The organism is Reyranella sp. (genome assembly GCF_052439685.1).
Taxonomy (GTDB): Bacteria; Pseudomonadota; Alphaproteobacteria; order Reyranellales; family Reyranellaceae; genus Reyranella.
On the sequence record NZ_JBQVQG010000017.1, the window covers coordinates 67,564 to 85,067 of the forward strand.

The 17,504-nt window shown below is 67.3% G+C and carries 18 protein-coding genes; 10 read left to right on the plus strand and 8 right to left on the minus strand.

Going from position 1 to position 17,504, the window contains the following annotated elements; all coding sequences use genetic code 11:
* The first annotated feature begins 33 nt into the window (after positions 1 to 33).
* Positions 34 to 672 carry a TetR family transcriptional regulator gene (locus ACT6UX_RS20305; protein ID WP_444776964.1) on the plus strand — a complete coding sequence of 213 codons (639 nt, stop codon included), beginning with the start codon at positions 34 to 36 and terminating at the stop codon, positions 670 to 672.
* Here ACT6UX_RS20305 and xdhB read toward each other — a convergent pair.
* Together xdhB and xdhA are read right to left on the minus strand one after the other, a co-directional pair.
* Positions 605 to 2,923 (minus strand): xanthine dehydrogenase molybdopterin binding subunit, encoded by a 2,319-nt coding sequence (gene xdhB, locus ACT6UX_RS20310; protein ID WP_444776965.1) that lies wholly within the window; start codon positions 2,921 to 2,923, stop codon positions 605 to 607. The two genes, ACT6UX_RS20305 and xdhB, sit on opposite strands and share 68 nt — an antisense overlap.
* On the minus strand, positions 2,920 to 4,305 hold the full coding sequence (xdhA, locus tag ACT6UX_RS20315) for a xanthine dehydrogenase small subunit (RefSeq protein WP_444776966.1): 1,386 nt from the start codon (positions 4,303 to 4,305) through the stop codon (positions 2,920 to 2,922). The genes xdhB and xdhA overlap by 4 nt, the downstream gene beginning before the upstream one ends.
* An 80-nt stretch (positions 4,306 to 4,385) precedes the next feature.
* Here xdhA and ACT6UX_RS20320 point away from each other — a divergent pair, with 80 nt between their 5' ends.
* The 8 genes from ACT6UX_RS20320 (at position 4,386) to ACT6UX_RS20355 (ending at position 12,200) form a co-directional block, all read left to right on the plus strand.
* A complete protein-coding gene (locus ACT6UX_RS20320; RefSeq protein WP_444776967.1) occupies positions 4,386 to 5,285 on the plus strand; it encodes a polysaccharide deacetylase family protein in 900 nt (299 codons plus the stop codon).
* A gap of 1 nt (position 5,286) precedes the next feature.
* The gene (locus tag ACT6UX_RS20325; protein ID WP_444776968.1) at positions 5,287 to 6,210 is read left to right on the plus strand and encodes a polysaccharide deacetylase family protein; all 924 of its coding nucleotides are present in this window, start codon (positions 5,287 to 5,289) and stop codon (positions 6,208 to 6,210) included.
* Between the two features lie 3 nt (positions 6,211 to 6,213).
* Positions 6,214 to 7,548, plus strand: coding sequence for an MmgE/PrpD family protein (locus tag ACT6UX_RS20330; RefSeq protein ID WP_444776969.1), 1,335 nt, complete (start codon positions 6,214 to 6,216; stop codon positions 7,546 to 7,548).
* Between the two features lie 18 nt (positions 7,549 to 7,566).
* On the plus strand, positions 7,567 to 8,784 hold the full coding sequence (locus ACT6UX_RS20335; RefSeq protein ID WP_444776970.1) for an ABC transporter substrate-binding protein: 1,218 nt from the start codon (positions 7,567 to 7,569) through the stop codon (positions 8,782 to 8,784).
* 169 nt (positions 8,785 to 8,953) lie between these two features.
* Entirely contained in the window at positions 8,954 to 9,826 is an 873-nt protein-coding gene (locus ACT6UX_RS20340; protein WP_444776971.1) for a branched-chain amino acid ABC transporter permease, read from the plus strand.
* The gene (locus tag ACT6UX_RS20345) at positions 9,823 to 10,785 is read left to right on the plus strand and encodes a branched-chain amino acid ABC transporter permease (RefSeq protein WP_444776972.1); all 963 of its coding nucleotides are present in this window, start codon (positions 9,823 to 9,825) and stop codon (positions 10,783 to 10,785) included. The genes ACT6UX_RS20340 and ACT6UX_RS20345 overlap by 4 nt, the downstream gene beginning before the upstream one ends.
* A complete protein-coding gene (locus ACT6UX_RS20350) occupies positions 10,778 to 11,506 on the plus strand; it encodes an ABC transporter ATP-binding protein (protein ID WP_444776973.1) in 729 nt (242 codons plus the stop codon). Before ACT6UX_RS20345 ends, ACT6UX_RS20350 begins: the two co-directional genes overlap by 8 nt.
* Entirely contained in the window at positions 11,499 to 12,200 is a 702-nt protein-coding gene (locus ACT6UX_RS20355; protein WP_444776974.1) for an ABC transporter ATP-binding protein, read from the plus strand. The genes ACT6UX_RS20350 and ACT6UX_RS20355 overlap by 8 nt, the downstream gene beginning before the upstream one ends.
* Positions 12,201 to 12,390: 190 nt before the next feature.
* Here the strand turns inward: ACT6UX_RS20355 and ACT6UX_RS20360 are convergent, their stop codons facing one another.
* The 5 genes from ACT6UX_RS20360 to ACT6UX_RS20380 form a co-directional block, all read right to left on the minus strand.
* Positions 12,391 to 13,545: an NAD(P)/FAD-dependent oxidoreductase gene (locus ACT6UX_RS20360; protein ID WP_444776975.1), complete on the minus strand. Its 1,155-nt coding sequence runs from the start codon at positions 13,543 to 13,545 to the stop codon at positions 12,391 to 12,393.
* Positions 13,542 to 13,919, minus strand: a complete 378-nt coding sequence (gene crcB / locus ACT6UX_RS20365; RefSeq protein ID WP_298311291.1) for a fluoride efflux transporter CrcB — start codon at positions 13,917 to 13,919, stop codon at positions 13,542 to 13,544. Before crcB ends, ACT6UX_RS20360 begins: the two co-directional genes overlap by 4 nt.
* Complete coding sequence (locus tag ACT6UX_RS20370; RefSeq protein ID WP_444776976.1) at positions 13,916 to 14,935, minus strand: P1 family peptidase; 1,020 nt, start codon at positions 14,933 to 14,935, stop codon at positions 13,916 to 13,918. The genes crcB and ACT6UX_RS20370 overlap by 4 nt, the downstream gene beginning before the upstream one ends.
* Positions 14,932 to 15,678: an SDR family NAD(P)-dependent oxidoreductase gene (locus ACT6UX_RS20375; protein ID WP_444776977.1), complete on the minus strand. Its 747-nt coding sequence runs from the start codon at positions 15,676 to 15,678 to the stop codon at positions 14,932 to 14,934. Before ACT6UX_RS20375 ends, ACT6UX_RS20370 begins: the two co-directional genes overlap by 4 nt.
* Before the next feature lie 65 nt (positions 15,679 to 15,743).
* A complete protein-coding gene (locus tag ACT6UX_RS20380; protein WP_444776978.1) occupies positions 15,744 to 16,175 on the minus strand; it encodes a CBS domain-containing protein in 432 nt (143 codons plus the stop codon).
* 82 nt (positions 16,176 to 16,257) lie between these two features.
* Between ACT6UX_RS20380 and queC the strand changes: the two genes are divergently transcribed.
* Positions 16,258 to 16,971 (plus strand): 7-cyano-7-deazaguanine synthase QueC, encoded by a 714-nt coding sequence (gene queC / locus ACT6UX_RS20385; protein WP_444776979.1) that lies wholly within the window; start codon positions 16,258 to 16,260, stop codon positions 16,969 to 16,971.
* A gap of 7 nt (positions 16,972 to 16,978) precedes the next feature.
* Here the strand turns inward: queC and ACT6UX_RS20390 are convergent, their stop codons facing one another.
* A complete protein-coding gene (locus tag ACT6UX_RS20390; RefSeq protein ID WP_444776980.1) occupies positions 16,979 to 17,497 on the minus strand; it encodes a DUF4142 domain-containing protein in 519 nt (172 codons plus the stop codon).
* Positions 17,498 to 17,504 lie beyond the last annotated feature (7 nt).

Consider the following 17,504-nt stretch of genomic DNA (forward strand, 5'->3'; position numbering starts at 1 on the left):
GTATGTGAAGCGATTTAGATACAGGTTGTATGTATGTCAAGGCCCAGGACCCAGGCGGAGCGGCTGGCCGTCACGCGCGCGACGCTGCTGCGGGAAGCGCGGCTGATCTTCGCTGCGTCCGGCTACGACGCCGCGGCCACCGAGGAGATCGTGCAGCGGGCCGAGGTGACACGCGGCGCGCTCTACTATCATTTCAAGGACAAGCGGGCGGTGTTCGAAGCCATCGTCGAAGAAGTGTCGAGCGAGATCGCGGCGGCGATCGACGAGAGGGCCGAGCCCGTCGGCGATCCCCTGCAGGCGCTGATCGAGGGCACGCGAGCCTTCCTCGATACCTGTCTCGATCCCGCCGTGCGCCGCATCTACCTGATCGATGCGCCCGCCGTGCTGGGCTGGCATCGCTGGCGCGAGATCGATGCGCCGCACGGCCTGCGCTCGCTGCGCGAGGGTGTTGCGGCGGTGCTGGCGGCGCGGCCCGATCAAACCCTCGACGTCGAGCCCATCACCTTCCTGCTGTCCGGTGCCTTCAACGAAGCCGCTCTGTGGATCGCCGAAGCCAAGGAAGAGAAGACCGCGCGCCGCGAGATGGACCGCATGCTGGTCCAGCTCATGGAGCGGCTGTTCGGGCCTCCCGCCGAACCTGCTCGACCGCCGCGAGCACGCGCTCGGGCGTAGCCGGTGCATCGAGCCGCACGGCAACCTTCCCGCCGCCCACCGCACCGATCGCATCCTTGAGGGCCGTCCAGACCGCGGTCGCGAGCATCAGCGGCGGCTCGCCCACCGCCTTGGAGCGGAAGATCGTGGCCTCGCGCGAGGGGGCGTTCTCGAGCAGCTTCACATTGAAAATGGGCGGCACGTCGCGGCTGCCGGGAATCTTGTAGGTCGACGGTCCCGCCGTGCGCAGCCGGCCGCTCGCGTCCCACCACAGTTCCTCGCAGGTGAGCCAGCCCTGGCCCTGCACGAACGCGCCCTCGATCTGGCCGAGATCGATGGCGGGATTAAGCGATTCGCCGCAATCCTGCACGAGGTCGGCGCGCAGCACGCGGCTCTCGCCGGTCAGCGTGTCGATCGCGACTTCCGCCATCGCCGCGCCGAAGGAGAAATAGAAGAACGGCCGGCCGTGCATCGCTGCGGGATCCCAATGGATCTTCGGCGTCTTGTAGTAACCCGTTGCGGAGAGCGAGACGCGGCCGAGCCAGCACAGGCGGGCCAGTTCGCCGAAGGTCAGCACCTGATTGCTGCCGGGCTTCGCGATGCGGACGGTGCCGTCGGCGAAGGCGATGTCGGCTTCGGCGACGCCGAAATGCTCCGCGGCAAAGGCCACCATGCGGCTGCGGATCGTGTTCGCGGCGTCCCACGCCGCCCAGCCGTTGAGGTCCGAGCCCGTCGAGGCCGCCGTCGGCGATGTGTTCGGTACTTCGGCCGTCGAGGTGGCGGAGGGCCGGATGCGCTCGACATCGACCTGGAACACCTCGGCCACGACCTGGGCCACCTTGATGAACAGCCCCTGCCCCATCTCGGTGCCGCCATGGTTCAGCCGGATTGAGCCGTCGGTATAGACATGCACCAGCGCGCCAGCCTGGTTCATGTGCGGCAGGTTGAAGGAGATGCCGAACTTCAGCGGGAAGAGACCCAGCCCGCGCTTCAGCACCGGGTTGGCTGCGTTGAAGGCATCGATCTCGGCGCGCCGCCGTTCGATCTCGCCACCGGCCTTCACTTCGGCCCAGCAGCGCTCCAGATGATTCTCGTCGACCGTCTGACCGTAAGGCGTCTCGTCCCGGCCCTCGGCATAGAAGTTGAGCGCGCGGACCTCGACGGGATCGCGGCCGAGATGATGGGCGATCCGGTCGAGCGCATCCTCCATCACCACCACGCCCTGCGGCCCGCCGAAGCCGCGGAACGCCGTGTTGGACTGCTTGTTGGTGCGGCAGGCATAGCCGACCGCCCTGAAATGCGGGATCCAGTAGGCGTTGTCGGTGTGCGTGAGCGCCCGCGTCACGACACCGGGCGTCATGTCGAGGCTCCAGCCAGCATCGGCCGCCAGCACGGCGTCGAGCGCCAGCACGCGGCCTTCATCGTCGAAGCCCACCGTGTAGCGATAGTCGAAACCATGGCGCTTGCCGGTCGTCACCATGTCGACCTCGCGCGGCAGGCGCAGCTTCACCGGCCGGCCGGTATGGTTCGCCGCGACGACCGCCGCGGCGGCAACCCAGGAGGCGTTGCTCTCCTTGCCGCCGAAGCCGCCGCCCAGACGGCGCACGACCGCCGTCACCTGGTTGAAGTCGCAGCCCAGCACCCGGGCGCAGACATGCTGGACCTCGGTCGGATGCTGGGTCGAGGAATGGACGGTGATGTCGCCATCCTCGCCGGGCAGCGCGAAGGCGATCTGGCTCTCCAGATAGAAATGCTCCTGCCCGCCGACGCTGAATTCGGCGGTGAGGCGATGCGGCGCGGCGGCCATCGCCGCCTCCGGGTCGCCACGCAGGATCGTGGCCGGCGCCTGGACGTAGGATTCGCGGGCGAGCGCCGCCGCGATGTCGAGGACGGGCTCCTCCGCTTCGATCTCGACGATCACTCTTGCAGCCGCCGCCCGCGCAGCATCGAGACTGTTCGCAACGACCATCGCCAGCGTCTGGCCGGCGAACTCGATCCGGTCGACGGCGAACAGCGGCTCGTTCTTGCCGATGGCCGCAATGTCGTTGCGGCCGGGAATGTCCTGCGGGCCCAGCACTGCCACCACGCCCGGCATGGCCTTGGCGGCTTCGCTGTCGAGCCGCACGAGCTTGCCGCAGGCGACCCGGCTCAGCACCAGGGCGCCATGCAGCGTGCCCGGCGGTTCGGGCATGTCGTCGATATAGAGCGCCTGGCCGGTGACGTGCTTCAGCGCGCTGTCATGGCGGCGCGCGATGTGGACCTTGCCGCTCACAGCGCCTCGACCTCCAGCACGCGGCCCGGCTCGGCGACGCGCAGTTCCAGCCGCCGCAGCAGGTTGGCCGCGACCTGCAGGCGATAGGCGGCCGACCCGCGCCAGTCGTCGACCGGCTTGAAGTCGCTTTCGACCGCGGCGATCGCCGCCGCAAAGCCGTCCTTCAGCAGCGCCGCCTCGGCCACATGCGCCCGGCGCGGCGTCGCCGCCATGCCGCCGAACGCCAGCCGCGCATCTTCGATCTTTCCGTTCCGAATGCGTACGCGGTAGGCGCCGGCAACGGTCGAGATGTCCTGGTCGCGGCGCTTGCTCACCTTGTCGCAGTGGAAGGTCTCGCCCTCCCACAGGCGCGGCATCGAAAGGCTCTGGATGACCTCGTCGGGCGCCAGCGCCGTCTTGCGATAGTCGAGGAAGAAGTCGTCGAGCGGGATGTCGCGGGTGCCCCGCTGCGACACGAGCGTCAGGCTGGCCTCCAGCGCCAGCAGCACCGGCGGCATGTCGCCGATCGGCGAGGCCGTGCCGATATTGCCGCCGATCGTGCCCATGTTGCGGATCTGGCGCGATCCCAGCCGCGAGAGGTAGGCGCGCAGCGCCGGAAAGGCCTCGATCAGGGCCGGCGCAGCGGCTTCATAGGTGGTGGCAGCACCGATCGTGATCTTGTCCGGGGTCGCAGAGATCGCGGTCAGTTCGGGCACGTGCATGAGATGGATCACGGCCTTCGGCGGCTTGCGCTCGCGGCTCGCCAGCAGACCGAGATCGGTGCCGCCGGCCAGCAGCAGTGCCTCGGGATGGGCGGCGCGCAGGGCCAGGAGCTCATTGAGGCTGCGCGGCGCGAAGAAGGCGTCGTCGACGGCCATCGACCTGCTCCGCGGCGCGGCAGCCGAAGGGGTGGGCGGCTCGACGGCGAGGCCGGAGATCCGGGTCATTGCCTCGACGATCGGCCGGTAGCCGGTGCAGCGGCAGAGATTGCCGGCCAGCGCGTCGTGGATCGCGTCGGGGTCGGTCGTCCCACCGCCACTGGCATAGGCCAGCGCCGACATGACGAAGCCGGGCGTACAGAAGCCGCATTGCGTGGCATCGGCCTCGGCCATCGCCGTCTGGACCGGGTGCGGCCCCCCCTCGGCGCCGCGCAGCCCTTCGACCGTGCGCACCGACTGGCCGTCGAGCTGGCCCAGCAGGACGATGCAGGAATTGACCGCGTCGCACCGGCCTTCTCGCTCCAGAACCACGGTGCAGGCCCCGCAATCGCCCTCCGCACAGCCCTCCTTGGTGCCGCGCAGGCCGCGATGGTCGCGCAGCCAGTCGAGCAGGGTCGTCACCGGCGAAATGCCGACGATCTCCACTGGCTTGTCATTGAGGGTGAACCGAACGTTATCCGCCATGCGAACAGGATGCTGGGCGTTGAAGTGCAACGCAACACGTGTTGCACTCGTCATGCCAACCCAAGAAAGAAAGTCCCCGGATGGACCCCTATCGATTCGGCTATTCCCCCATCGTCGAACGGCCGAAGCTCTCCTGGCCCAACAATGCGCGGGTCGCGGTCTGGGTCTGCCCCAACATCGAGCATTACGAATATCTTCCGGCCGAGGTTCGCGTGCGCAACCCGTGGCCGCGCATGCCGCATCCCGACGTGCTGGGCTATGGCGGCCGCGACTATGGCAACCGGGTCGGCCTGTGGCGCATGTTCGAGGTGCTGGACAAGCACAGCATCCGCTGCACCGTCTCGCTCTCGATGTCGGTGATCGAGATGTATCCCGAGATCCTCGAGGCCATGGAAGCGCGCCGCTGGGAATATATGAGCCACGGCTACTTCAACACCCGCTACCACTGGGGCTACGGCGAGGACGAGGAGCGCGAGGTCATCGAGCACAGCAAGGCGACGCATCTGAGGCTCACCGGCCGCAAGCTGCGCGGCTGGTTCTCGCCCGCCGTCTCCAACACGCTGAACACGCCCGATCTCGTGAAGGAAGCCGGCCTCGAATACTTCTGCGACTTCTATCACGACGACCAGCCGACGCCGCTCGCCACCAGGCACGGCCCGCTGATCCACGTCCCCTATTCGATGGATCTCAACGACGCGATGATCTACCGCCAGCCGGTCGAGGCGGAGGAATTCGCCCAGATGATCATCGACCATTTCGACACGGTCTATCGCGAGGGGGGCGAGAACGGCCGGGTCATGTGCCTCGCCCTGCATCCCTACATGATGGGCGCGCCGCACCGGCTGAAGCATCTCGACCGCGCACTGTCCTATATCCGCAAGCACAAGGATGCCTGGGTGTGCACCGCAGAGGAGATTCTCGACTGGTATGTCGCCAACGGGCTGAAACCGTACCAGCAACATCTCGGGAAGGAGGCGTGACATGAGCACCGTTCCCAAGAACCCGCCGCCGCTGCCCGCCGGGATGGACAATCCCTGGTACGACTACGCGCCCTATCCGAAGCGGCCGAAGCTCAACTGGCCGCGCAACGCCCGCGTCGCCTTCTACGTCGTGCTCCATCTCGAATATTACGAGCTGCTGCCGTCGGACGGCGTGGTGAGGGACAGCCGCTTCACCGGCGAGTTCGGCACCTACCATCCCGACTACCGCACCTGGACGCAGCGCGAATACGGCAACCGTACCGGCATCTTCCGTGTGCTGGACGTGCTCGATCGCTACCAGATCCGGGCCGGCGTGGCCGTCAACGCGATGGCGGCCGAACGCTATCCCTTCCTGATGGAGCAGTTCCGCAAGCGGAACTACGAGATCATCGGTCACGGCGTGTCGGCCAATCGCATGATCAGCTCGAAGATGAGCGAGGCCGAGGAAAAGCAGGAGATCGCGACCTCGATCGCCGCCATCGAGAAAGCGACCGGGGCGGCGCCCAAGGGCTGGCTCGGCCAGGAATTTGGCGAGAGCCAGCGCACCCCGAAGCTGCTGGCCGAGGCCGGCCTCGACTATGTCCTCGACTGGCCCAACGACGACCAGCCCTATCCCATGCATGTCGGCGACGGCCGGAAGTTCGTCTCGATGCCCAATCAGCCGGAGTGGGACGACGTGCAGCAGCTCTGGCTGCGGCGCATCAACACGACACGCTATCCCGACATCGTGGGCGACGCGTTCGAACTGCTGCACCACGAGGGCGGCCAGGTGTTCAACCTGTCGATCCATCCCTGGCTGATGGGCATGGCGCATCGCATAAAATATCTCGACGAGGCGCTGCGCCGGGTCGAGCGCTTCGGCAATATCTGGCAGGCGACGCCCGGCGACGTGGCGAAGCACTATCGCGAAACGATGATGGACTGACGCGTGACCAACTTCTGGCTCGATACGCTCGCGGAATTCATCGCGGACTTCCGCCTCGAAACCCTGAAGCCCGCCACCGTCGAACAGACGACCTACGTCATCCTCGACACGATCGGCGCCATCGTGGGCGGCGCGGCGGAGCCCGAGGTGCAGGCCCTGACGGCCAAGCTGACCGTCAGCCCGGTCGGCGAGGCCGCGGTGATGGGCACCGGCAAGACGGCCGTGTCCGCCGCCGCCGCCTTCCTCAACGGCACGGCGGGTACTTTCCTCGAAATGGACGAGGGCAACCGCTTCGCCAAGGGCCATCCATCGATCCATGCCCTGCCCGCCGTCTGGGCGATGGCCGAAATCAAGGGCCTCTCCGGCAAGGCCGCCATGGAGGCGCTTATCCTGGGCTACGAGGTCGGGGCCCGCATCGGCATCGCGGCCTCCCTGCGACCCGACATGCATCCGCACGGGACCTGGGGCACGGTGGGCGCCGCGGCCGCCGTCGCAAAGCTTCTCGGCTACGACGCGGCGCGGATCCGCGAGACCATCAACGTCGCCTCCTCGCTGACCCTCGCCAGCTCCAAGCGCACGATGCTGGAGGGCGGCACGGTACGGAATGCCTATGCCGGTATCTCGAACCGCATGGCGCTGATGGCGATCGACCTCATCGAGGCCGGCTTCATCGGCGAGCGCGACGGGCTGTCCAGCGTGTTCGGCAAGGTCGTCTCCGAGCGCTTCGACACGGCGCGCATGATCGACGGGCTCGGCCGCGACTGGCAGATCGACCAGAACTATTTCAAGCTCCATTCCTGCTGTCGCTACAATCACGGCGCCCTGGATGCGCTCGATAACCTGCTCGCGACGGAAGCCGTCGCCGCCGACGCCGTCGAGCGCGTCGACGTCGCGAGCTATCTCTACGCGGCAGAGCTCGACGACCAGGCACCGCGCAACACGCTGGCCGGCAAGTTCTCCGTGCCCTTCGCGGTGGCGACGCGCCTGGTGCGCGGCTCCTCGCGGGTCGAGAACTTCACCTGGGACGCGCTGCGCGACGAGCGGGTACTGGCATTGGCCAAGCGCGTTTTCGTGACCGAGGACGAGGCAATGACCGCCAGGCTGCCCGAGTTCCGCCCGGCCCGGGTCGACCTCAGGCTGCGCGACGGGCGCACGCTCACCGCCGCCGTCGAGAGCAATCGCGGCGACGATCGGGATCCCTACTCGCGCGACGAGCTTACCGGGAAGTACTTCTCGTTGACGGCACGGATGTTGCCTCACGAAGTCGCCGCCGAAATGCGGAAGAAGATTCTGGCTCTGGATAGTATCGCCGACATACGCTCGATCTTCGCTCGTTGATCTGCCGGGAGGGTTTTCATGACCAAGCAACGGACGTCTGCGGTTTCGCGCCGGTCTCTCCTTGCGGGCGGCGCCGCACTGGCGATCGGCGCTCCTTCCCTGGCCGGCGCCCAGCCCGCCCCCGTGAAGGTCGGCCTGATCCATCCCGTCACCGGCTTCGTCGCCTATAACGGCCAACAGAGCCGGCTCGGCGGCACGATGGCCATCGAGGACGTGAACAAGGCCGGCGGCATCAAGTCGATGGGCGGTGCCAGGCTCGAGGCGCTGCTGGGCGACAGCCAGTCGAAGGTCGAAGTCGGCGTCAGCGAAGTCGAGAAGATGAACGAGCAGGGTGTGGCCGCCTATATCGGCTGCTTCCAGAGCCCGGTCGGCATCGCCGCCAGCCAGGCCGCCGCCAAGTACGGCACGCCCTTCCTGGTCGATGTCGGCGCCTCCGACCTTTTGATGAGCCGCGGCCTCAAGAACGTGTTCCGCCTCAAGCCCGGCTTCGGCGTCTGCGTCGACGACGGCATCGCCTCGCTGGGAGCCCTGAACAAGGCCGCCAACAACGTCGCCAAGACGGCGGTCATCGTCCACGAATCGGGCGAGTTCGGCACCGGCACGGCCAAGTTGCTCGCCACCAAGCTGCCCTCGATCGGCATCGCGGCGAAGGAGCTGATCGCTCACGACAACCCGACGCGCAATTTCGACAATATCGCGCTGCGTATCCGCTCGCTGGCGCCCGACATCGTCATGATGTCGAACTACGGCAACGAGTACATGCTGCTGGCGCGCACCCTCTACCAGCAGAAGGTCAACGTCGCCGGCTTCTTTTCGATCCTGGGCGGCGGCTTCAACTACAAGTTCGTCAAGGAGATACCCGACGTCTCCCAGTACATGATGGACGTGAACCACTGGTACAATCCGAAGAGCCCGCAGGCCCAGGCGCTGAAGAAGCGCGTCGAGGCCACTGGCGCGCTGTTCACCTTCGAGGTCTATCTCACCTACACCAACGTCATGCTGCTCGCCGATGCGCTGGAGCATGCGGGTTCGGCCGACAAGGAGAAGCTGATCGCGGCGCTGGCCGCCTCGACCTTCAAGGCCGAGCTGATGCCCTACGGGCCGACGAAATTCGTCAACGGCCAGAACCAGGGCGGGCGTCCGGCGACCATGCAGTCGCTCAAGGGCGAGATCGAGGTGATCGCCCCCGAGGCGTTCGCCTCCGCCAAGGCGGTCTTCCCGAAGCCGAAGCTCTAAGGGCTGCCGGTGAAATTGAATCGTGCCGAACTATCCAACAAAGACCTCACCCTGAGGAGCGAACGCAGTGCGCGTCTCGAAGGGTGGGCACGAGCACCGCGCCTGCCGCCCATCCTTCGAGACGGCCCTTCGGGCCTCCTCAGGATGAGGGGTATGGGACGCTGAAGGCGTGTTCGATCCCGCCTTTCTTCTCGCGGGCGTCCTGAACGGCCTTCTGGCCGGCGGTATCTATGTTCTGGTCGCGGTCGGCCTCACGCTGATCTACGGCGTCCTGCACATCATCAACTTCGCCCATGGCAGCCTGCTGATGCTGGCCATGTATGCCGTCTTCTACCTGTGGCGGCTGATCGGCATCGATCCCTATGCCGCCCTGCCGGTGGTCATCGCCGGTGCTTTCGGCTTCGGCTACGTGCTCTATCGCCTGCTGATCGGCCGCTACAATCACGGCCGCGACGAGAACATCCTGCTGATCACGCTCGGCCTCTCGATCGTGATCGACAATGTCGCGCTGCTGTTCTTCGGCGGCGACACGCAGACCATCGACGTGCCCTATGCCGGCAGCTTCGTCGAGATCGGCGCCGCCTTCCTGCCGCTGCCCAAGATCATTTCGTTCGGCGCCTCGCTGGTGATCTGCGCAGCGCTCGGCCTCTACATGGCGAAGAGCGACATGGGCAAGGCGATCCGGGCCGTCGCCCGGGAGAGGCAGGGCGCGCGACTGGTCGGCATCGACGTCGAGAACGTCTTCGCCGTCTCCTACGGGATCGGTATCGCCTGCCTCGGCGCCGCGGCATGCCTGCTGATGCCCACCTACTACGTGACGCCGTCGTCGGGCCACGCCTTCGTCCTCGTGGCCTTCACTATCGTCGTGCTGGGCGGCATGGGAAGCTTCGCGGGCGCGGCGGTCGGCGGCTTCCTCATCGGCATCACCGAATCGCTGGGCGGGCTCTTTCTCGGCGAGCAGCTCGGCCAGATCGGCATCTCGCTGATCTTCATCCTGATCCTGCTGCTGAAGCCGACCGGACTGTTCGGGAGCAAGGCGTGAGCCGCGTCGCCCTCCTGTGCGCGCTGGGCCTCGCGGCGGCGCTGGCCTATCCGCTGCTGGTGCCGAACTACCTCGTCACCATCGGCATGCTGGTCTTCTTCACCGCCTTCATCGGCCAGTCCTGGAACATCGCCGGCGGCTTCGCGGGCCAGACTTCGTTCGGCCATGTCGTGTTCTTCGGCACCGGCGCCTACACCTCGACCATCCTGCAGGTGACCTATGGATGGAACCCTTGGCTCGCCTGGCCGGTCGCGATGGCGGCGGGCGGCGTGGTCGGCTGGATGATTGCCGTGCTCTCGTTCCGCGCCGGGCTGCGCGGCTCCTACTTCGCGCTGATCACGCTGGCCTTCGCCGAGGTCTTCCGCATCCTCGCCAATTCCGTGCCCTTCACTAAGGGCGGGCTCGGCATGCTGATCAAGGCCGACCCGCAGCCCCTCAATTTCCAATTCAAGGACCCGATCTGGATCTATTACCTCGCCCTGCTGCTCTGCATCGTCTCGCTGCTGATCGCCTGGCAGCTGACGCGCAGCCGCTTCGGCGCGCGGCTGGTGGCGATCCGCGAGAACGAGGATGCGGCGCGGGCGCTGGGCATCGACGTCTTCGCCGAGAAGGTGAAAGTGCTGACCTTGTCCGGCGCGATGTGTGCGGCCGGCGGGACCTTCTATGCGCAGAAATATCTCTACATCGATCCCGGCATCGCCTTCGGCGTCGACAAGTCGGTCGAGATGCTGCTGGTCAGCATGGTCGGCGGCGCGGGCACGATATTCGGGCCGCTGATCGGCTCCTTCACCCTGATGGGCATCAACGAGGTGACGCGCTGGCTGGCCAGCGTCGTGCCGGCCCTCAAGAACGTCCAGCCGCTCAGCCTCGTCGTCTACGGCATCATGCTGATCCTGATCGTGGCGCGGCTGCCCGACGGGCTGATGAGCCTGTTCCGGGGAAAGCCGCGTCATGCTTGAGGTGCGGGACATCTCGAAGTCCTTCGGCGGCCTCAAGGCCGTGGACAGCGCCTCGCTCGACGTGGCCTCGGGCGAGATCGTGGGCCTGATCGGCCCCAACGGCGCGGGCAAGACGACCTTGTTCGCGACCATTGCCGGCTTTCACCGCCCCGATAGCGGCACGGTCTCGTTCGAGGGCAAGCCGATCGCCGGGCTGGCCCCCCATCGCGTCTGCGCCGCCGGGATGGTCCGCACCTTCCAGATCACGCAGCCCTTCGCCGGCATCAGCGTGCGCGAGAACATCATGGTCGGCGCCTATCTCCATACCGCCGACCGCCGCCTGGCCGCGCGCGAAGCGGAAGCCGTGGCGGCCCTGGTCGGGATGAAGGACCAGCTCGAGCAGCGCGGCGCCGACCTCACCGTCGCCGGGCGCAAGCGGCTCGAACTGGCGCGCGCCCTGGCGACCGGGCCGCGGCTGCTGCTGCTCGACGAGGTGATGGCCGGGCTCAATCCGACGGAGATCGTCGAGATCGTGGGCGTCATCCGCAACATCCGTGCTTCCGGCGTCACCATCCTGCTGATCGAGCACGTCATGCAGGCCGTGACCTCGCTGGCCGAGAGAGTCTACGTGCTGAACCAGGGCCGCATGATCGCCGAGGGCACGCCGGCCACCATTGCCGAGGATGAAAGGGTGATCGAGGCCTATCTCGGCCACGGCGCCGCCAGGGTGCTGCGTGCTTGAGATCGCGTCCCTGCGCGCCGGCTATGGCGCCATCGAGGTGCTGCGTGGCATCGACCTCACCGTCGGCACCGGCGAGATCGTGGCGCTGCTGGGCAGCAACGGCGCGGGCAAATCGACGCTCAACAACAATGTCTCGGGACTCTACCGGCCGCGCGGCGGCTCGATCCGCTTCGACGGCACGGAGATCACGGGCGCTTCCTCCATGCGCATCGTCGAGGCGGGCCTCGTTCAGGTACCGGAAGGCCGTCGCGTCTTCCCCACCCTGTCGGTGCGCGACAATCTCGAGCTCGGCAGCTATCGCCGCGGCAAGCCCAACCGCGCCGCCAACCTCGAGCGCGTGCTGGCAACTTTCCCGCGCCTGCGCGAGCGCCTGACCCAGTCGGCCGGGACGCTGTCGGGAGGCGAACAGCAGATGCTGGCGATCGGCCGCGGCCTGATGGGCGAGCCGCGGCTGCTGATCCTCGACGAACCCTCGCTCGGCCTGTCGCCGCTCCTCGTCGAGGAGATGTTCGGCCTGATCGGCCAGCTCAACCGGCTGGGCCTCGCGATCCTGCTGGTCGAGCAGAACGTCGTGCAATCGCTCGCCATCGCCCACCGCGCCTATGTGCTGGAGAACGGCCGCATCGCCCTGTCGGGCAGCGCCGCCGACCTCGCCCGCGATCCCGATCTACGGCGCAGCTATCTCGGTCACTGAGAAGAAATGACTCCCGTCGTCTCGACCGGAGCCGAGCGCAGCGAGGCGGAGTGGAGAGACCTTCGCTCCACCAAAAGCCGTCAAATTGTGGAGAGGAGGTCTCTCCACTCCGCACCTTCGGTGCTCCGGTCGAGACGACGGATGTTTTGAACCAAATCAAGCGATCTCGTTCTAGAATAAGCACGAATTGTCAGGCCGCCTCGCCGGCCACCCAGCCCGACGACCAGGCCCATTGGAAATTGTAGCCGCCCAGCCAGCCGGTGACGTCGACCGCCTCGCCGATCGCGAAGAGGCCGGGGACCTTCTTCGCCTCCATCGTCTTCGAGGAGAGCCCGTCGGTGTCGATGCCGCCCAGGGTGACTTCGGCCTTGGCGTAGCCCTCGGTGCCGGTTGGCATGAAGGTCCACATCTTCAGTCGCGTCGACAGGGCCTCGAGATCGCGGTCGCGCTGGTTGGCCATGAGCCCCTCCGGCGCGAGGCTCTGTGCCAGGCGCTGCGGCAGGACTTCCGCGAGGATCGTGCGCAGCTCGGCTTTCGGCCGCGTCCGCTTGCGCTCCTTGAGGAAGCCCGCGGCGTCGAGATCGGGCAACAGGTCGACGACGATCTCCTGCCCCGGCTTCCAGTAGGACGAGACCTGCAGGATCGCCGGGCCCGACAGGCCGCGATGGGTGAACAGCAGCGCTTCCCGGAAGCGCGCCCGGCCGCAGCGTGCCTCGACATCCAGCGACACGCCGCTGATCTCCGGCACCGGGAGCGTGAGCGGCACCAGCGCCGGCCGCGTTTCCGTGACACGCAGCTTGAAGTGGCGCGCCACCTCGTGCGCGAAGCCGGTCGCGCCCATCTTCGGAATCGAGAGCCCGCCGGTTGCCAGCACGACGGAGGCCGCGGAGAAATCGCCTTGGTCGGTCATGACGGTGAAACGGTCGGACTTCTCGACGCGCATCACCTTGTGCGCGACCCGCACGTCGACGCCGACCGCGGCGCATTCGTCGAGGAGCATGGCCACGATCTGGCGGGCCGAGCCGTCGCAGAAGAGCTGGCCCAGAGTTTTCTCGTGCCAGGCGATGCGATGCCGGTTCACCAGTTCGATGAAGTCGTGCTGCGTGTAGCGCGCCAGCGCCGACTTGGCGAAATGCGGATTGGCCGAGAGGAACGCCTCGGGGCGCGCGTCGCGATTGGTGAAATTGCAGCGCCCGCCGCCCGAGATCAGGATCTTCTTGCCGACCTTCTCGGCATGGTCGAGCAGCAGGACCGTGCGACCGCGCTGGCCCGCCCGCATCGCACACATCAATCCCGCGGCGCCGCCGCCCAGGACGACGACGTCGAAAGACTTTGACTGGCTCACGCCAGCGCCTTGCCCATGATCCAGAGCGCGGCGGCGAGGCCCGCGATCGCGCCGGCGACCGAACCGCCGACATACAGGCCCGCCATCAGATATTCATGCCGCTCCCACAGCAGCACGGCGTCGAGCGAGAAGGCCGAGAAAGTCGTGAAGCCGCCCATCACGCCCGTCGCCAGGAACAGACGAAGATGGCCGGCCGCACCGATCCGTTCGGCGAACCAGCCGGTGATGAGCCCCATCACGATGGACCCCAGGATGTTGATCACCAGCGTGTGCCAGGGAAAGTGCGAGCCCAGAAGGCGCGCCACCCAGATGTTCATGCCGTGACGCGCCGCACCGCCGATGCCGGCGCCGACGAAAACGACCAGGTAACTCATCGCCGGTCGCCTCCGAACTTCGTCTTCCAGTCGGGCACGGCGTTCGGGAAGGGCAGCGCCGTCGCCTCGTAGACGCCGCGCGCCACCGCCCGTGCCAGACAGTCGGCCGCCACGGTGCCCAGTTCCGTCAGGACCGGCGGATCGCCGCCGCGTCCCGCCTTGCCGGTCGCGGCGGCAAACACCGTGTCGCCGTCGTTCGGCGCATGCACGGGCCGCAGCGACTTCGACAAGCCGTCGTTCGCCATGATGGCCAGTCGCTTGCACTCCGCCTTGGTGAGCGTCGCATCCGTGACGACCAGCGCGATGGTGGTCGCCGTGGCCGGCAGGGGCTGTCCCTTGAAGCGCATCTTGAGCGCATCGTCGGGCAGCCGGGCCGGCCAGCCGAGGCCGCCGAACTCGTCGCCCTGCTCGTAGGCGCCGGCCCAGAAATGCGGACCACTGCCGATCGTCGCCGAGCCCACGGCATTGACCGCAACGAGCGCGCCGACGGTGAAGCCCTGGCTGGTCTTCGCGCTGGTCGATCCCAGGCCGCCCTTCAGCCCCGCCGTCGTGGCACCGACGCCGGCACCGGCCGTGCCGAGGGCAAAGTCGTGCGCCGCCACCAGAGCGGCGTCACGGCCCAAGTTCCAATAGGGCGGCTCATGCTTCACCGGCTCGCGCATCCAGTCCTTTTCGCCCCCATTGATCAGGTCGAACAGGATGGCCTGGACCGCTACCGGAATGGCGAGACCGCCGAAGGTCCGGCCCTGGCCGCGTTGGCAGAGCACCGCCGAGGCGCCGCCCGCGGCGTCGAGCCCATAGACCGAGCCGCCCGACAGCACGACGGCATCGATCATCTGGCCGACCATTTCCGGCTCGAGCGAGGTGCCCATCCGGTCGCCCGGCGCCCCACCCAGGGTCGAGATGCTGGCCACGGCCCCCTGTTCGAAGATCGCGACCGTGGCGCCGGTGGCGGCGCGCATGTCCTGGGCGTTGCCGACCAGCACGCCCGGCACATCGGTGATCAGGTTCCTCATGTCAGGAACTCGCCGCCGTTCACGTGGATCGTCTGGCCGGTGATGAAGGTGCCTTCCGGCCCAACCAGCAGCCGCACCATGGCCGCGATCTCCTCGACCGTGCCGAAGCGCTTCAGCGGAATCGGACGGTTCACCGCCGGACGCGCGCCCGCTGCCGCGCCGCGCGTCGTGTCGATCGCGCCCGGCGCCAGCGCATTGCAGGTGATGCGGTGCGGCGCCAATTCGACCGCCAACGCCCGCATCAAGCCTTCGAGTCCAGACTTCGACGCCGAGACGTGACAGCGGTTGGGCGTGCCCACATGGGTGGAAATGCCGGACAGCGCCACGAAGGCGCCGCCACCGCGCGCCACCATCTGCGGCACGATCGCCTTGCCCAGCAGGAAGGCGCCGTCGAGCGCGACCGACATGATCTCGCGCCACTCGTCGAACGACATGTCGAGGAAAGAGGTCTGGCGGCGCAGGCCGGCGTTGCTGACGAGGATGTCGACGCCGCCGAACGTCGCAGCCGCCTCGGCCGCGAGACGCGGCGGCACGGCGGGATCGGAGACATCGCCCATTGCGGCCATCGCCCTGCCGCCGGCGGCTTCGATTTCGCCGACTACGGCATCGACCGCGACCTTGTCCGAGCGGCCATTGACCACGATGGCCGCGCCGTCGCGCGCCAGGGTCAGCGCAATCGTGCGACCGATATTCTTGCCCGCGCCCGTTACCAGCGCGACCTTGCCTTGCAGGGGTAATGACATGCCTTCTCCGCCCAGGGTCCGGCGGGGACCCTAGCGGAGATCGATTGCGAACTTAAGCGTTGCCGTCAGCCGGCGACGATGTAGGCCCGCAGCGCCTCGGTCTCGTGATGCGCTTCTTCGAGTCGGGCTTTCACGACGTCACCGATCGATACGAGTCCCAGCAGTTCGCCGTGACGCACCACCGGCAAGTGCCGGAAGCGACCGCGCGTCATGAGCTGCATGACATGCTCGATCGGATCGTCGGGATCGCAGGTCACGACGTCGCGTGTCATGACCTGGCGGGCCTCGAGATCGAGGGCGCCGGCGCCGTGCGTGGCGAAGGCGCGCACGAGATCGCGTTCGGAAACGATGCCGGCGACCGAATCGTCGGCATCGAGGATCAGCACCGAGCCGATGTGACGCGTGCTGAGCTGCTGGGAAATCTGGCCGACCGAGGTGCCCGGTGTGACCGTGTGAACGAGACCGCCCTTACGCGACAGGATATCGGAGACGAACATGGGTTCCCCCCTCTGTGGTGGATGGGTCTACGCAACGCCAACACTGTAGCGCGGAGGGAGGTTGCGGGCGATAAAGCCCCTCATGAACGATGCCCGATCTGCCCTCGTCCTCTTCTCCGGTGGACAGGACTCCACCACGTGTCTGGCCTGGGCGCTAGAGCGATTCACGCATGTCGAGACGGTCGCTTTCGACTACCGCCAGCGCCACCGCATCGAGCTGGATCAGAGGCTTATCGTCCTGGATCAGGTCCGGCGGGCGTTTCCGCACTGGGCGGAGCGGCTGGGCGAAGACCATTTCATCGACATGGGCGTGCTGGGACAAATCAGTGACACGTCGCTGACGCGCGACGTCGCCTTCGCCATGGAGAAGGACGGGCTGCCCAACAGCTTCGTGCCCGGTCGCAATCTCCTCTTCTTCACCTTTGCCGCCGCCGTGGCTTGGCGGCGCAACATCCGCAACCTGGTCGGCGGCATGTGCGAGACGGATTTCTCGGGCTATCCCGACTGCCGGGACAACACGATCAAGGCGCTGCAGGTGACGCTCAACCTCGGCATGGACCGCGCCTTCGTGCTCCACACGCCGCTGATGTGGCTGGACAAGGCCGAGACCTGGGGACTTGCAAACGAACTGGGCGGCCCACCGTTGGTCGACCTGATCCTGGAACACACTCACACTTGTTACGACAGCGTTCGCGGCGCACGGCACGAATGGGGTTACGGCTGCGGCGAATGCCCCGCCTGCGCGTTACGCAAGCGGGGCTTCGTGGCGTGGCGCGAGGGCACGCCCTCGATCTAGCGAATGGCTAGCGGCCGCCCGCGAGTTGACGCGCGCCGGTCAGGTTCTGCTGGATCTTCGGGAGCTGGCCCTGGGCATAGCGGCGCAGCGCACCGTTGCCGCCATCCTGCGAGTAGGCGCCGTACTGGGCGTTGGCATCGGTGTGCGCGGCGAGCTGGGCGTTGGCGTAGGCGGTGTCGAACTCGACACCCTGCAGCACGTTCAGCCGCTGCAGGGTCGCCGTCCACCCCGGCGCGTTGGCGGGATCGGGCGCGTAGGAGACGCCCGCTTCCTGCCGCGCCCTGCTCAGGTACTGGGCGGCTTCGGTCTGGTCGGCCACCATGCGGGCCGCGAAGCCGCGCACGTTCTCGTTCGTCGACCTGGCGAGCGCCAGCCGGCCCGAGGCGATTTCGAAATCGTTGAATTCCTGGGCAAAGCCCACGAAACGCGCGTCAGGCAGCGCGTTGACGGCGAACGCGGCAGTGGCGGAAAGGCCCGACAGGGCGACGACGCCGAACAGGACCGAACGGCGGGCGATGGGCTGCATGAAAATG

Coding starts and splice junctions, on each gene's coding strand:
- ACT6UX_RS20380 (WP_444776978.1), bottom strand. CDS start 16,175: ATGTTCGTCTCCGATATCCTGTCGCGTAAGGGCGGTCTCGTTCACACG.
- ACT6UX_RS20335 (WP_444776970.1), top strand. CDS start 7,567: ATGACCAAGCAACGGACGTCTGCGGTTTCGCGCCGGTCTCTCCTTGCG.
- queC (WP_444776979.1), top strand. CDS start 16,258: ATGAACGATGCCCGATCTGCCCTCGTCCTCTTCTCCGGTGGACAGGAC.
- ACT6UX_RS20320 (WP_444776967.1), top strand. CDS start 4,386: ATGGACCCCTATCGATTCGGCTATTCCCCCATCGTCGAACGGCCGAAG.
- ACT6UX_RS20305 (WP_444776964.1), top strand. CDS start 34: ATGTCAAGGCCCAGGACCCAGGCGGAGCGGCTGGCCGTCACGCGCGCG.
- crcB (WP_298311291.1), bottom strand. CDS start 13,919: ATGAGTTACCTGGTCGTTTTCGTCGGCGCCGGCATCGGCGGTGCGGCG.
- ACT6UX_RS20325 (WP_444776968.1), top strand. CDS start 5,287: ATGAGCACCGTTCCCAAGAACCCGCCGCCGCTGCCCGCCGGGATGGAC.
- ACT6UX_RS20375 (WP_444776977.1), bottom strand. CDS start 15,678: ATGTCATTACCCCTGCAAGGCAAGGTCGCGCTGGTAACGGGCGCGGGC.
- ACT6UX_RS20350 (WP_444776973.1), top strand. CDS start 10,778: ATGCTTGAGGTGCGGGACATCTCGAAGTCCTTCGGCGGCCTCAAGGCC.
- ACT6UX_RS20390 (WP_444776980.1), bottom strand. CDS start 17,497: ATGCAGCCCATCGCCCGCCGTTCGGTCCTGTTCGGCGTCGTCGCCCTG.
- xdhA (WP_444776966.1), bottom strand. CDS start 4,305: ATGGCGGATAACGTTCGGTTCACCCTCAATGACAAGCCAGTGGAGATC.
- ACT6UX_RS20370 (WP_444776976.1), bottom strand. CDS start 14,935: ATGAGGAACCTGATCACCGATGTGCCGGGCGTGCTGGTCGGCAACGCC.